15 protein-coding genes and 3 pseudogenes are annotated in these 13,379 nt (G+C 54.3%); 7 read left to right on the top strand and 11 right to left on the bottom strand.

Going from position 1 to position 13,379, the window contains the following annotated elements; translation table 11 throughout:
• The 3 genes from ACR3ES_RS24975 to ACR3ES_RS24965 form a co-directional block, all read right to left on the bottom strand.
• The coding region (locus ACR3ES_RS24975; protein ID WP_480634805.1) for an Hsp70 family protein at nt 1–486 on the bottom strand (486 nt) is incomplete at its 3' end.
• A 507-nt stretch (nt 487–993) separates the two neighbouring features.
• The gene (locus tag ACR3ES_RS24970) at nt 994–1,233 is read right to left on the bottom strand and encodes a type II toxin-antitoxin system RelE/ParE family toxin (RefSeq protein WP_480426315.1); all 240 of its coding nucleotides are present in this window, start codon (nt 1,231–1,233) and stop codon (nt 994–996) included.
• Nucleotides 1,234–1,267: 34 nt separating this feature from the next.
• Nucleotides 1,268–1,519: a ribbon-helix-helix domain-containing protein gene (locus ACR3ES_RS24965; RefSeq protein ID WP_480425702.1), complete on the bottom strand. Its 252-nt coding sequence runs from the start codon at nt 1,517–1,519 to the stop codon at nt 1,268–1,270.
• Between the two features lie 379 nt (nt 1,520–1,898).
• Between ACR3ES_RS24965 and ACR3ES_RS24960 the strand changes: the two genes are divergently transcribed.
• On the top strand, nt 1,899–2,171 hold the full coding sequence (locus ACR3ES_RS24960) for a hypothetical protein (RefSeq protein ID WP_480634804.1): 273 nt from the start codon (nt 1,899–1,901) through the stop codon (nt 2,169–2,171).
• Nucleotides 2,172–2,512: 341 nt separating this feature from the next.
• Here the strand turns inward: ACR3ES_RS24960 and ACR3ES_RS24955 are convergent.
• The 6 genes and pseudogenes from ACR3ES_RS24955 to ACR3ES_RS24930 form a co-directional block, all read right to left on the bottom strand.
• Nucleotides 2,513–3,195 (bottom strand): annotated as a pseudogene (locus tag ACR3ES_RS24955) (IS6 family transposase).
• Between the two features lie 62 nt (nt 3,196–3,257).
• Nucleotides 3,258–3,496: pseudogene (locus ACR3ES_RS24950) on the bottom strand (IS6 family transposase); the annotation flags it as partial.
• 277 nt (nt 3,497–3,773) lie between these two features.
• Nucleotides 3,774–4,216 (bottom strand): annotated as a pseudogene (locus ACR3ES_RS24945) (transposase).
• Nucleotides 4,217–4,259: 43 nt separating this feature from the next.
• A complete protein-coding gene (locus ACR3ES_RS24940; protein WP_480634803.1) occupies nt 4,260–4,850 on the bottom strand; it encodes an IS110 family RNA-guided transposase in 591 nt (196 codons plus the stop codon).
• A 91-nt stretch (nt 4,851–4,941) separates the two neighbouring features.
• Nucleotides 4,942–5,313 carry a helix-turn-helix domain-containing protein gene (locus tag ACR3ES_RS24935; RefSeq protein WP_480634802.1) on the bottom strand — a complete coding sequence of 124 codons (372 nt, stop codon included), beginning with the start codon at nt 5,311–5,313 and terminating at the stop codon, nt 4,942–4,944.
• Entirely contained in the window at nt 5,271–6,038 is a 768-nt protein-coding gene (locus ACR3ES_RS24930) for a hypothetical protein (protein ID WP_480634801.1), read from the bottom strand. The genes ACR3ES_RS24935 and ACR3ES_RS24930 overlap by 43 nt, the downstream gene beginning before the upstream one ends.
• Nucleotides 6,039–6,164: 126 nt before the next feature.
• On the opposite strand from ACR3ES_RS24930, the gene ACR3ES_RS24925 reads away from it, so the two are divergent.
• Complete coding sequence (locus ACR3ES_RS24925; protein ID WP_480425704.1) at nt 6,165–7,220, top strand: tyrosine-type recombinase/integrase; 1,056 nt, start codon at nt 6,165–6,167, stop codon at nt 7,218–7,220.
• Between the two features lie 56 nt (nt 7,221–7,276).
• Here ACR3ES_RS24925 and ACR3ES_RS24920 read toward each other — a convergent pair whose 3' ends face one another.
• Nucleotides 7,277–7,621 (bottom strand): type II toxin-antitoxin system RelE/ParE family toxin, encoded by a 345-nt coding sequence (locus tag ACR3ES_RS24920; RefSeq protein WP_170436832.1) that lies wholly within the window; start codon nt 7,619–7,621, stop codon nt 7,277–7,279.
• Nucleotides 7,618–7,875 (bottom strand): type II toxin-antitoxin system ParD family antitoxin, encoded by a 258-nt coding sequence (locus ACR3ES_RS24915; RefSeq protein WP_170436835.1) that lies wholly within the window; start codon nt 7,873–7,875, stop codon nt 7,618–7,620. Before ACR3ES_RS24915 ends, ACR3ES_RS24920 begins: the two co-directional genes overlap by 4 nt.
• A gap of 838 nt (nt 7,876–8,713) precedes the next feature.
• On the opposite strand from ACR3ES_RS24915, the gene ACR3ES_RS24910 reads away from it, so the two are divergent.
• The 5 genes from ACR3ES_RS24910 (at nt 8,714) to ACR3ES_RS24890 (ending at nt 13,360) form a co-directional block, all read left to right on the top strand.
• A complete protein-coding gene (locus ACR3ES_RS24910; RefSeq protein ID WP_480634518.1) occupies nt 8,714–9,076 on the top strand; it encodes a hypothetical protein in 363 nt (120 codons plus the stop codon).
• Complete coding sequence (repA, locus tag ACR3ES_RS24905) at nt 9,073–9,897, top strand: plasmid partitioning protein RepA (protein WP_480634517.1); 825 nt, start codon at nt 9,073–9,075, stop codon at nt 9,895–9,897. The genes ACR3ES_RS24910 and repA overlap by 4 nt, the downstream gene beginning before the upstream one ends.
• On the top strand, nt 9,897–10,865 hold the full coding sequence (repB, locus tag ACR3ES_RS24900) for a plasmid partitioning protein RepB (RefSeq protein WP_170436841.1): 969 nt from the start codon (nt 9,897–9,899) through the stop codon (nt 10,863–10,865). The genes repA and repB overlap by 1 nt, the downstream gene beginning before the upstream one ends.
• Nucleotides 10,866–11,042: 177 nt before the next feature.
• On the top strand, nt 11,043–12,098 hold the full coding sequence (locus ACR3ES_RS24895; RefSeq protein ID WP_480425706.1) for a helix-turn-helix domain-containing protein: 1,056 nt from the start codon (nt 11,043–11,045) through the stop codon (nt 12,096–12,098).
• A gap of 152 nt (nt 12,099–12,250) precedes the next feature.
• Nucleotides 12,251–13,360 carry a Fic family protein gene (locus ACR3ES_RS24890; RefSeq protein WP_170436848.1) on the top strand — a complete coding sequence of 370 codons (1,110 nt, stop codon included), beginning with the start codon at nt 12,251–12,253 and terminating at the stop codon, nt 13,358–13,360.
• The last annotated feature ends 19 nt before the right edge of the window (nt 13,361–13,379 follow it).

Genomic DNA, 13,379 nt, shown 5'->3' with positions numbered 1-13,379 from the left:
TGCTTCGCGTTGTGTTGAATTGAAGTATGCGGGAACTGAGATCACCAAGGCACCAATGTCCACCGTGCCTTCGTTGGCCGTCAAATCAGCCTTGAGTTTACGAAGAACAATCGCTGACAATTCGCTGGAATTGTAGGACTGCCGTCCAATCTCGTAAGTCTTGGAAGTGCCCATTGTCCGTTTAAAGCTGGCGGTTGTCATTCCAGGGCAACTAACCAACCGCGCCTGTGCAGGTGATCCCACCAACAACGTAAAATCGTCCGATAACCCAACCACCGAAGGCGTCAGAACTTCTCCATTACTACTTTTGATCAGTTCAACCTCACCGTTTTCGCGTATAATCGATACCAGTGAATGGGTTGTTCCAAGATCAATTCCGACCGCCAGCAACTCGAACCTCCTGCAATTTATGACTAATTTTCGTGCGAGACCTGAACCAACTATGCGCAATGTTGAAAAATCTGGGAATGCCAGCATCCCGCCCATGGTGTTCGGCAATAACGTGTCCCTGGTGCAGAAATCGATGTTCAGAGTTTTCTGGGTGCGTCTCTTTAGTCATGCTTTTCGCGTTTGCTGCGGTGCAGGAAAGATCTTGGCCAGCTTGCGGAGGTCTTAAATGGTGGAGGCGAGAATTAAATCGTTTCTTACGCCACATCGGCTTCATAATCGTAGCCTGTCTAATCTCATCTTTCCTTACCTATGACATCAATCCAATTGCGGTCAGCAAGCAACGATTCCGACGACCAAATCGTACGACCAGGTTGCTGCATTAAGAAATACTGAGAGGCTATATTTTAATAGGCTCTTACTATGATTTGGCCGTGTGGCGGGCGTTGTTGCATAACTCATACTTAAGGCGTAACGGCCCCTGGATAGCAAAACCCGTTCCCACCTTTGGCGGTTCGAATTTGTCTTGGTTGTCCTGCCCATGCGTAGACATCTTGGAAGAGGTGATGATGGATCGCCCGGTAATGCGCATAGTCAAGGGTTCTGTCACAAGCGCTGCGTTGCATCCTGCGACCGCAGAATAGCCATGACCTCCACGTCTTCGCCCGTGATGCGATAATAGATCGAATGGACACCGCAGACACTTCGCCTATACCCCTCGCGAATATCTGCAACCTCTTGATAAAGCAGGGGTGTCTCGGCTAGCACTTCAAATCGTTGAATGAGCTGCCAGAAATACTCATCTGACTTCGCGGCACCAAACTCTCTGACACCAAACTGGTGAATACATATTAGATCGTCTTTTGCTTCTTCCGAAAGCCTATAAGTCCCCCTTTTTGCGCAGTTCTTTCTTTGACTGTTCTAGTATTTCATCTGGGGTCATATCGGTGAATCCGAGTTGCTCAGCGCGGATCAGCTTTGCCCTGATTTCTTCCATGCCGTTCTCGATCTCACGGGCGCGACGCACCGCATCATTAACAGCATCGGTTTGCGTTTTAAACTCACCGCTGTCAACGCGGGCTTGCAGCCATTGATGATTTGGGTCAGTCAAAGTGATGGTCTGTCGTGGCATATCTCGCCTCCTATCGATCTGGTGTGATAATACACCAAAAACGACCAGTGTGTACTAGGACCAGTGTGTACTAGGTATGTATCCCTGGCATCAGGAGAACACCGCAAAGTGTGGGGCAGCTAAACTTTGTGTGTGTGCGTGATACTGCCAAGGATTTTAGATGTCGTCCGCGCCAGATGGGGTCACAACGTCAGTGAAGAATGACCTGCCCCTTGCAACGAAGCGACGGTGTGTCATGGTTCGGACTAAGGATCGGCCGAAATCCAAAAGGCGCAAGCGATTGGCAATCTGATGGGAGAATGTTGGGCAGAATTCGTGTAAATCCGATTGTTCCGTGCGGGTGAACGCGCTGCCCAGATACTCAGATGATGGAGAACAAATGGCAGAATTGACCATCCCGCAAGCCGCCTGGCTTCGGTTCACAGAAAACCACCAGTCTCACCACGCCTGGATGTTGCTAGTATCTGCGGCCAGCCGCGGAGATACCGCGCGTGCAGAAGTTCTCTTAGGCATTTTGTCTGCCTGGGGCAAAACCCGGAAAGAACCGGCCGGACCTGTATCAGTAACAGGCATTGCCGATGCGCTGCGCCGCATCAAAACCGGGGCGGCGCGTCGTTGGTATATCGTTGGCAACTACAATTCGACGAAATAGCCGAGCAGGCTACCCGGGTAGGCGCTTCAATTGAATAGGACATTAAGGAGTCCTTTGCGCCCCATTCGCAGTATTTGCCCACTTGCAGTGAGAACAATAAGAGAACATACTGTATCTTGTTCAACCAAATAGGTGCAATATGAGTCGGAAAACACGACGCGGTTTTGTCAAGAAAGACGAGGCATTGGAAAAGTTGGCCGACGCGGCGCGATTCAGGTGAGCATCGAAGCTAAGATTGGCTCGCCGGAATCGACCCGATAACTGTCGAAGCCGAGGGGAAGTAACAAGGGCTTTGTCGCATTCTTTTCTGAAGTATGAATGTTTGTTAGAAGTTGCTGTGTTTAGACGGCTAGTTCCGTAAACTGTTTGAACGGACAGATCTCGAGTCCGCACTGACCCTTTCGGATCATCTACGCAACTTCAATCCCTTCAAGCGTTGCAGAAGCGGAGGCGAATGACTTGAAACCGAGCATTGGGCGGATCCGTCGTTTGATAAATCGATGGTCTTGTTCAATGATGTTGTTTAGGAATTTCCGCCTCACCATCTCGATTGGGACCGGGCAACCAAAGCCTTTCAACATCTTGTTGATGGCCTTGATACCGGCAGTGTTGGCGCCGCTTTTGTAGATCACTATCTTTCTTGGGAGCCCGTTTACCTCGAGCGCACGAGCAAAGAATTTTGTCGCCGCAGCTTTGTTTCGCCGTTCGGACAGCAAAAATCAAGGGTCTTACCGTGTTTATCTACCGCCCGATATAGGTAGACCCATACTCCTTTAACGCGCACATAGGTTTCGTCCATTCGCCAGGATCGACCGCAGCAACGCTTCTGACGACGTGCCCGATCGGCGACCAGAGGTGCGTATTTGACGATCCATCGGTTTAGCGTGGCGTGATCTACGTTAACGCCACGCTCGGCCAGGATTTCTTCCAGATCACGGTACGACACCGAGTAGCGCAGATAGAAGAACACCGCGTGCAAAATCACGTCCCTTGGGAAATGAGCGCCTTTGAATGAGATTGTCACTGCCCGCCTCGTTCGAAATCCGAGACGCCATTAACACGGAGGCGACGAAGCCGTAAGTTTGCGACAAAGCCCTCATCCATACGCCAGGATTCAGCGGTGTTGGCCTTTCGTTTCTGAGCTACGCGAGCGGCCAAAGGCGAGTACTTCACGACCCAGCGGTTCAGCGTCGCATGGTCAACCGATACCCCACGTTCTGACATGATCTCTTCCAGGTCGCGGTACGAGACGCCGTAGCGAATGTAACAGAAGACTGCGAACAAGACACGTCTTTCGGATACTGTGCGCCTCTAAAAGAAATCATGGACCAACCTCCAACTGGATAATGCAGTTCGCCACACAGGCGCTGACGCCACAAAGGTCAATGGTCAAAACTTTGCAACATGTGTAGACGCCTAAAACGCAAGAGGTAATTTGGCCGGTAATTGCATCGGTTCGGGTACTGACATGTGTTCGGCCTGTTGCGCGACCTTTGAACATGCCGCTGGCCCGTATGGTGTTAGCGGATCCGGTCCAATTCAAAACCACGTGCTTAAAGCACTCTGTTGCGATCTGGTTTTCCCGATCCGGTCTCACGATCCCTATGCCATACCGTCCATTGTCCTCTTCCGTTTCCGCCGCCTCACAGCTGCATACGCTTTATGCGTTGGCAGCCCCGGAGCCCGGTAGACATCTCCCGTGCTCATCAAGGCCCAAACAATTCGCGCCATCTTGTTTGCCAGAGCGACCCGAACCAGCAACGGTGGTTTGCGTTCGATCATGCGGGCAAGCCAAGGATCCTTTCCAGTTCTATTACGTGCTTGCCATAGTACCACGCTGTTGGCGCCGATGATCAGCAACCGCCTGAGCGAACGTTCTCCCATCTTTGTTGTCGCCCCGAGACGCTGCTTGCCTCCTGTTGAATGTTGCCGGGGACAAGGCCGAGCCAGGCGGCGAAATCCCGACCACGACGGAACGTTTCAGGCGGTGGCGCAAGGGCAATCAGCGCAGTGGCAATGAGCGGGCCAATACCTGGCACCGTCATTAGACGGCGCGCCATTTCACTAGCCCGTGCGCGACGGGATATCTCAGCATCCAACTCTTTGATCTGACCCTCCAACTGGTTCAACATTTCGATCAACCCATTCAAGCAAGCTCGCGCGGCTTCCGGTATCCCGGTCTTCCACTATTTTGACCAGCTTATGAATGTTGCTGGTCCCCTGCGGAACCACGTGACCCAGCTCTCCAAGGTGGCCGCGTAAGGCATTAATCAGTTGCGTGCGTTGCCTAACCAGAAGCTCACGAGCCCGAAACACCATAGCTGCCGCTTGCGCCGTTTCGCTCTTCACAGAAACAAAGCGCATCGTTGGACGGCTCGCAGCCTCACAGATAGCCTCTGCATCAGCGACATCGTTCTTCTGCCGCTTAACAAAAGGCTTCACATACGCTGGAGGAATAAGCCTGACTTCGTGACCCAATCGGCCAATCTCTCGGCCCCAGTAATGCGCACTGGCACAGGCTTCCATCGCCACCACGCATCTCGGCAGAGTGGCAAAATACTCAAGGACCTGACCCCTTCGCAGTTTCTTCCGCAGTATAGGGTGACCAGTGTGATCTGCTCCGTGCACTTGGAAAATGTTCTTCGCCAAATCCAGGCCAATCATGCTAATCTCTTCCATAGACGCCTCCATTCAGGTTGTTTGCAAACCCACAATGACACATCGAGGTCAGCGGGGGCGTCTACACCTTCAGAGCCTAAACAGAACCGTTTCAAGTTGTGTTTGTCCAGAACCTGTATCTGCCCTGCCCGGTGACTTCGCGGGCAAGGCCCCGTTCTGTGAACAGGTTGAGATTGCGCCGGGCGGACATTGCCGAGCAGCGCGTCTCGCGGGCCACGAGTTCGGCGGACACAACCGGATACCGGGTCAGGATATCGATCAGCATCGGGGGTGTGCGCCCGGACAGGTCCCGGATCTGCGCCCGCGCGCGGACCAGCCAGGCGGTCAACCGGTCCAACTCCATCAGCGCGGCCAGCGCTCCAGCCTCGGCCGCCGCGTAGAAGGCCCGCAGCCGCGCCTCGGCAGAGGCCTCTCCATCCTTCAGCGCATAGCGGTCAAAGCGGTGGCCGCCGGAAACAGGCAAAAAGGGGCTAGCCCCCCTGCCCCGGTCCGCATCGCCGCAACCACCGGTTCCAAAAGTTCGTCCCAGGGGGTCAGACCTTCGCGGCGCCAGAACGCCAGATCGCAGGCCGCACGCGTCATCTCGTGGCATGCATCCAGCTGGTCGTGATGCGCGCGAAACTCTACGTCGAGCGCATTCAGTTCCTCTCCCACCGGCTGGCCTGCCTCGGGGTCTGGGTTTTGCGCCCCGGCCACCTCCGCCCGGCCCAGAAAGACGCGCAGTCCTTCGGGTGCCAAGGGACCCTGCCCCACCAGTCGCCGTATCGCCCAGCCGGCCCGCGCCAGGGCCTGTGCTTCGTCCCCACCGGCCAGACGCAGAGCCCGGTAGAGCGCGATCTTCTCGGGCGCCAGCCAGACCCCTTCTGCCCGCAGCGTCGCCGAAACCGACAGTAAGGCAATCCGCTCCGCCACCCCGGCGGGCATCTGCCGCAGCCGCTCCCCGAACCGGGTCACCGCCGCCACCGCCGCCACCAGTTCGCGATAGCAGGCCTGTTCCGCCCTCAGCCAGATCTCGGGGTGCAGCGACCCCTCCCGTGCCGCCACCGGCCAGGGCAGATCGGCCAGCGCCTCACCCGGTTCGGGAGCCTGTGGGAGAAACCACAAATCCTCGTCAGGCACCGGATCGACGTCGTAGATCGAGCGCGTGGGGTCGTTTAGCTCGCCTTTATTTTCTGACCTTATACTCATTGGTGATCAGAATACGGGTTTTTTGTGCTTTACCAAGCACAACTTGCAAGCCTTCTATTATACTCGATAAGTAGCCCTTATCATATTTAATTGATTTCCCGTGAATTTGCGCGCAGAATGGCGGCCATGAAGCCCCCTGCCCAATACCTTCCCGCCGCCTTTCCCGCCCTCTCGCAAGCGGACCAGGACGCGCTGACCGATCTCTATGTCCGTGGCACGCCCGCCAACACGCTCAGGGCTTATGAGCGCGACCTGCTCTACATCACCGCCTGGAAGACCCTGAGGGTCGGCACTGGTGCGGTTTGGCCAGAAACTGAGGATGTCGCCCTTCGTTTCATTTTGGATCATTCGCGCGATCTTGGTGATGCCCCGCCTGAGGACATGGCCCGGCAAGTGGCAGAGGCGCTGATCGCGCAGGGGTTGCGCAAGTCCCTCACCTGCCCGGCCCCGTCGACGCTGGACCGGCGCATCGCGTCCTGGCTGGCCTTTCATCGGATGAAGAACCTGTCCAGCCCGTTTGCCGCCCCGCAGGTGAAGCAGGCCCGCGCCAAGGCGTGCCGCGCCGCCGCCCGGCCCCCTGCCCCGAAATCCGCCCATCCGATCACGCGTGAGGTGCTCGAGCAGCTACTGGCCACTTGCCGGGGGTCGCGTCGCGATTGTCGCGACCGGGCGCTGCTGATGCTGGGTTGGGCCAGCGGTGGACGTCGCCGGTCGGAGATCACTGGGTTGATGTTTGAAGACGTTTCGCTGAAGGAATTCGAAAAGACCGGAGTCGTCTGGCTCTCATTGCTGGAAACCAAGACCACCCAAAAGGGCGAGACCCCACGTCTGGTGCTGAAGGGCCGCGCCACGCAGGCGCTGGTGCATTGGATCGAAGTTGGCGGGATCAGTGACGGCCCCCTCTTCCGCCCGATCTCCAAGGCCGACCGGGTGCTGAAACGCCGCCTCAGCCCGGATGCCATTGCGCAGATTGTCCGGCACCGCCTGAAACTGGCCAGGCTGCCCGAAGATTTTGCCTCCCCCCACGGGCTGCGCTCAGGCTTCCTGACGCAAGCGGCGCTGGACGGCGCTCCAATCCAGGCCGCCATGCGCCTGTCGCTGCATCGCTCGCTCGCACAGGCGCAGAAGTATTACGATGACGTCGATATCGCGGAAAACCCGGCAGCCGACCTGCTGGGGTAAGCATTTACTGATCGTTTAAAGAAATCCCAACCTGAAGGATACTCTGGCTGCACCGCCTATGTCCTGTTCCCCGTCGCATCAGTCAACGCAGCCAGCGCAGAAACATGTCGCGGCAGATCGCAACGGGAATGCAGGATATCGATTATGATCACGCTATCCGGCTGATCCAAGTAGACAAGGAAATGCTCTCCTGCTCGCACATACCTGAGATCAACCGCTTCTTCGACCAATAGAGAACAACTGCGGCTGGCCGCCCTGCCCTCCGTGATGGCCTGACAGCGCGCTATCAGTTCTTGTTCATAAAGATCGGCTTGATGCTGTCCAAACTTGTCGATGGTCCATCGCGCAATTTCCACCAGGCTGGCTTCAGCGCGGCATGTCAGTCGAAAGGGTCTGGTCACGCTTCGGTTCGTGCCTTTGCAAAGGCACGACGGATCGCATCCGGACCGCTGCCTTCTGCCAGATCTCCAGCCTGAGCCTGCGCCACACCCTCCTGCAGGCCTTGTTTGAGAGACACTAGGCCCGCTTCTTCCCGCTCCAGAAGCCGAAGGCCGGCGCGCAATGCTTCACTGGCGTTTTGATAGCGACCGGAAGCAACCAGATTCTCCACCAGTTGATCCTGAGATTCTGTGAGTACGACATTGCGGGTTACCATGGCTTAAGCCTCCTCTTTGGCAATATATGCCAATGAGACTGTCAGTACAACGCTTGGGGAGCCCATAGTCGCTAATTGGGGCGAGCTGGTTTTAGGGACGCCCAAGGGATGTGTACACACGGATCGTGTCTGTGATCCCATATGATTCCAACGACAGTAGAGACTTGCGCCAAAAGCCGCGCCGCGCAAACACAGCTGCATTGGATCGAGGACCGTTCCTTGTTCCGCCGAAACTTGATGGGACACAGTACTCTAAACCCAGCGTCTCCCTGCACGCCAGTTCATGTGCCCTCGGCCAGCAGCTGACTCTAGCCGGAGAGTCCGCGGGTTTGCCTCTCCTCAACGGGCTGCGCTCGGAGTATCTAACCCGGGCCGCCGCGCCCTTCTCACTGCATCGTCCTCCCGTTCTGGCGCAGAAGTACTAATGCGACGTATCTATCGCAGAAAACTCGATTACAAATTTGTTGGCGAGAGAATTTGACCAGACAGCTTAACTAATCCCCTGCCCTTCCCAATTGCGCGATTTGCGTCACAAGCCGTTCGGTCTTCACTCCAATTACAAGCTTTATGTGCTCTACTCAAAGCGGAGCTTTTGGAGGATTTTTATAGGAATGCCTTCGCATGCCTACGTTAGAACGTCATCGACTGAAAGAACCCATGATCCCGCTCAACCGAGTTTACAACTGTAAACCACCTTCCTCTGACGCAAAGCTTATGTAGTCCTCCGCGTTGGAAAACCTACAATATAGGCGAAAACCCTTGACTTAGTGCAATGAATCACGGCTGTTTGTCTCAAGTGGCGCAAAAATGACCACATTCTTTAATTTGAGGCAACTACATGATTCCCGTGACACCACTTGCGGCAGAAAGACCATCGGCACTCGCAACGGAAATATCCGAGAGATTAAACTCGGCTATCCGGGAACATCTACTTGCTGCATTTGCCCCCGACAACACCAAATCACTGCGAAATTTTGCAGCGCCAGAAGCTGCCGAACTCTTAGGTGTCTCAGGTCAGTTCATGCGCAAAGTCCACGCAGAGGGAACGATTCCTGAACCGAATGACGTACGCAGCGGCAGGCGTTACTATACTGCCCAAGAACTTTGGGAGGCTCGCGAGACGCTTGAGAAAACCTCACGCAAAAAGGGCGCTATGTCCCTCGCCGGACTGAAGGAGAAAAGCTCCAAGTCTGGCAGTTGATGAACTTCAAAGGCGGCAGCAGCAAGAGCACCACAACAATTCACTTGGCTCACTATTTTGCGCTTCGCGGTTACCGTGTATTGGCCGTTGACCTGGATCCACAAGGCTCGCTTACATCCATGTGCGGCATCAGCCCGGAAATAGAGTTTGACGGGCTGACGATCTACGATGCTATTCGGTATGAAGAACCGGTAGATATGGCGGACGTTGTGCTTCCGACATACTTCCCCGGTCTGTCTGTGGCGCCGTCACGGCTTGTTCTTTCCGAGTTTGAGACAGAATCTGCCGTTCACTCCAACCCGGACCATCCGTTCTTTACGAGAATACGGAATGCCTTGGCCCAGGTAGAAGGCGAATTTGACCTTGTTCTGATTGATAGCCCACCTCAACTCGGATTCTTGACAATAGCCGGGATGGCCGCCGCCAGTTCATTGCTTGTGCCACTGACACCTTCGATGCTGGACGTGTCTTCGACTGCTCAATTTCTCGAACTCGCTGGTGCTTACATGGCAGTCATTGAAGATGCTGGTGCTACGCTCGAATACGATAACTTCAAGTTCCTGATAACGCGTGACGAGCCGACAGACGTACCGTCTCAACAACTGGCATCGTTCATGCGAGCACTGTTTCAGGATCGCGTTATGTCAGCTACGGCCCTCAAAAGCACTGCAATCAGTGACGCCACAATGCTCAAACAATCAATTTACGAGGTCGTGCGGTCGGAAATGACACGCGCAACTTATGATCGGGCAAAGAACTCAATGGATGCGATCGGCTCTGAGGTAGAGCAAATGATCCATCAAGCGTGGGGACGCAGCTAATGGCTAGAAAATCGCTTCAGGAGATGTCGGGGATCGCAAGCACCATCGCGCGCTCCAGCCCCAAGGCCATCGACAAAGCCCCAAAACCCAACGCCCCTGCACTTGGTGCGCTTCAGGGCTCTCTGGCCGCAATCAGGGAAATTGACCCTGCTCTGATCGACGATTGGGGCCCAGCCGATAGGCTTGGTGAGTTTACAGCTGTAAACACTGACGAGGAAGACGATAGTTTTGAAAGCTTGATGTCGAGTATACAAGACGGTGGCCAACAGGTTCCCATTCTTGTCAGAAAATCGAAATCCGACGGTCGATACGAGGCAATTTATGGGCGGAGGAGGCTCAAAGCCTGTCGTGAACTCGGTATTAAAGTCCGCGCTAATGTTCAGGATATCGACGATGCTTCAGCGCTTCTCGCCAAAGGGCTTGAAAATGCTGCGAGGCGCAATCTTTCCTTCTACGAGAAAGCACGTTTCGCCGAGGCTATCCTGACTTCCGGGCATGACACTGCAACGGTGCGGCAAGTATTGAACGTTTCGAAATCAGGGCTGTCTCACCTGACAAAAGTTACGCAACATGTTCCTGCAAAGATTGGTGACATGATCGGTGCAGCCCCAAAATCTGGCCGCCCAAAATGGACCGTGCTTGCAGAACACTTCGGTGCAGGCAAGCTGGCGGAAGATGAAGCGGCCAACCTGCTTGCAACCATTGAGCCATCGATGTCGTCAGATGATCGGCTGGAAATGCTCCTAAAAGCAGCTACCAAACGTGGTGCACGACAAAGAGAAGGTGCAGCCGAAGTAAGCCCAATTGAAGGCGTTACAATCAAATCCACCAACGGATCACTAACTGTTTCGGTCAAAAGGACCGGAGCTAACGCTAGCTTCGCCAGCTGGTTGGACAATAACATGGCTGAAATCATCAAGCGCTCACACGCTGAGTTTACAGCTGTAAAGACCGAGAAAAAGAACTGAGGACGAGCAGAAAGGAGGAAGGCAAACAAACAAAACCCCCGAAGCCGGAGCTTCGAGGGCTGCTGCGCAGAGCGCAATTCTTAGATTAGACACCTAGAATCTAGCAGCACCCGAATCGCCACACAAGAAAAAACGCTCCTGAGCGTACGGGAAATTTTTGTCTGCCGATAGATAATCATGAAAACACTAACAGCATTGGCTCCAAATGGAGCAACCTTGTCGGGAACGGCAGGGCAGAGGAGTAGTACGCCCAAAAAATGGACACTTCTTCGCGCCGTTGAAGAGGCCAGGGAACCTCTTGGGTTAAAATCCACAACTCTCAATGTCCTGAGAGCGATGATTTCCTTTGTGGGCGGTGATCAGATTACTGCGGACCAAGATGATCATCACATCTGCTTCGCTTCCAACGCGGCGATCGCCCAACGAACTCATGTCAGCGTGCAGACAGTTGAGCGTCATATCTCAACGCTGGTTGAGCTTGGACTTATCCGCCGCGTCATGAGCGCAAACGGCAAGCGATGGGCGCGCCGGGATAGACAGGGCAGGGTGGTCACCGCGACTGGGCTCTCCTTGATGCCCTTGTATGAACGACACCCTGAGTTCATCCAGGAAGCCCAGAGGCATGCTGATCGAGTTCTGGAGTTCACTGTACTCCGTGACAAGGTTTCCGCCGCTCTGGCGCGCCTTAGGGAGCTCGTAGCAAATGACACCGCGATCTCTGATTTGATGACCACCGTACGCAATGCTCTGCGTCGCAAACCAGATGCGAATGTACTCAACAAGCTGCTGGCAGAAATCTCTGTGGAAATCTCCGAGATAACACAGACAGATTCCGAAAATTTGAGGGCCAGTGACAGTGAAATCGAGGGGCACAAAGAGGACTCTTTGAATCCGGAAGTTAAGAAAGAAAAACTTTCTCAGATTCAAGTTTCTCCAGACCAAATGGAGCGCAGTTTTCCACGGCTATGCTCAGAACTACGCTTTGCAAAAGATCAGCACCACTGTGATCGGCTTATGAATGATATCGCCGAGTATCTACGGCTTGGCCAAACCTGGTATGCAATGAAATCGACGTTTGGCCCAGCTATTCGCTTCATTGTTCTCGGATACATCCTTCAACGTGCAGAGAATATACAGTCTCCAGCGGCTTACCTGATTTCGTTGCTGGCTAAGATCGAAATGGGAGAGTTGTCTCCAAAGGCAATGCTCTCGCGGACCTCCAATGCTACGTAAATTTGGGAAACAGGATGAGATTTACCGTCTTCAGATTACACATCCAATCGATGACCGGGTTGAAGAGTTTGAAAAGGTGAGTAATAGGATTGACCTCTATAAATCACAATTGCATAAATGGTGAGCTATAGAAAGGAAGCTTATACCTCACGATGTGGAACTGGCAGAACCCTGATTGGCCGAATTTTCGTTACGATGCCGCAAGACTCGGACCATACGAACAACAATTCCTGTTGTCCTCAGGGGAAGTTCTTGGAGCGGTTCATCATGTGAACACATCGGATCGAGATCAATTGCGTATCGACCTGCTAAGCGAAGAAGCGATGAAAACCAGCGCGATCGAAGGCGAGATGCTGGATCGTCTCAGCGTGCAATCCTCCTTGCGTCGGCATCTTGGGCTGGCTCCCGACAGCTATCCATCTAAACCGCGCGAGCAGGGCGTTTCTGAAATGATGGTAGATGTTTATTCCAACTATTCGGAACCACTGTCACACGACACCCTGTTTCGGTGGCATGACATGCTTCTTTCCCATGACAGGCATCTGGAAACGATTGGATCATACCGGAGCCATGAGGATGCGATGCAAATAGTCTCAGGCAGGCTCGACCGTCCAACGGTGCATTTCGAAGCGCCACCTTCGCGTCAGGTTCCTGCTGAAATGGACCAGTTCGTGACATGGTTCAACCGGACCGCACCGGATGGTCTGGAACCATTACGTGCGCTGACGCGGGCCGGTTTGAGCCATTTGTATTTCGAGAGCATTCATCCCTTTGAAGACGGCAATGGCCGGTTGGGAAGGGCGTTGGCTGAAAAGTCCCTGGCGCAAAACATTGGTCAGCCAAGCCTGATTGCACTTGCTTTCACGATCGAGCGAGAGCGGAAGGTTTACTATGACCAGCTCGAACGTCACCAAAAGACGCTAGACGTTACACCTTGGCTTAACTGGTTTGCTGAGACAGTCCTCACAGCACAGCAGGTGACTCTTGAGCGGGTTCGGTTCTTCATATCCAAGACGCATTTCTATGACCGGCATCGAGATCAATTCAACGCTCGCCAAAGTAAGGTCATCGCCCGTTTGTTCAAGGCTGGGCCGGATGGTTTCACAGGCGGACTGAGCGCCGAGAACTATATCTCGATCACGGGAACATCCCGCGCCACGGCGACGCGGGATCTCCAGGATCTAGTAGATAAGGGCGCTCTGACCCGAACGGGTGAACTCCGGTACACACGCTATTGGCTAAAGTTGGACCTGGAAAGGTAGGGAGATGAAATACGACACG

The sequence above is a fragment of the Ruegeria sp. B1 genome, assembly GCF_056535885.1.
This window is presented reverse-complemented; position numbering and strand designations above follow the sequence as displayed.

What these genes read in the sequence shown, in the direction of transcription:
- ACR3ES_RS24965 (WP_480425702.1), bottom strand. Translation starts at nt 1,519, where the DNA reads ATGCCACGACAGACCATCACTTTGACTGACCCAAATCATCAATGGCTG.
- ACR3ES_RS24960 (WP_480634804.1), top strand. Translation starts at nt 1,899, where the DNA reads ATGGCAGAATTGACCATCCCGCAAGCCGCCTGGCTTCGGTTCACAGAA.
- ACR3ES_RS24940 (WP_480634803.1), bottom strand. Translation starts at nt 4,850, where the DNA reads ATGGAAGAGATTAGCATGATTGGCCTGGATTTGGCGAAGAACATTTTC.
- ACR3ES_RS24930 (WP_480634801.1), bottom strand. Translation starts at nt 6,038, where the DNA reads ATGAGTATAAGGTCAGAAAATAAAGGCGAGCTAAACGACCCCACGCGC.
- ACR3ES_RS24925 (WP_480425704.1), top strand. Translation starts at nt 6,165, where the DNA reads ATGAAGCCCCCTGCCCAATACCTTCCCGCCGCCTTTCCCGCCCTCTCG.
- ACR3ES_RS24915 (WP_170436835.1), bottom strand. Translation starts at nt 7,875, where the DNA reads ATGGTAACCCGCAATGTCGTACTCACAGAATCTCAGGATCAACTGGTG.
- ACR3ES_RS24910 (WP_480634518.1), top strand. Translation starts at nt 8,714, where the DNA reads ATGATTCCCGTGACACCACTTGCGGCAGAAAGACCATCGGCACTCGCA.
- repB (WP_170436841.1), top strand. Translation starts at nt 9,897, where the DNA reads ATGGCTAGAAAATCGCTTCAGGAGATGTCGGGGATCGCAAGCACCATC.
- ACR3ES_RS24895 (WP_480425706.1), top strand. Translation starts at nt 11,043, where the DNA reads ATGAAAACACTAACAGCATTGGCTCCAAATGGAGCAACCTTGTCGGGA.
- ACR3ES_RS24890 (WP_170436848.1), top strand. Translation starts at nt 12,251, where the DNA reads ATGTGGAACTGGCAGAACCCTGATTGGCCGAATTTTCGTTACGATGCC.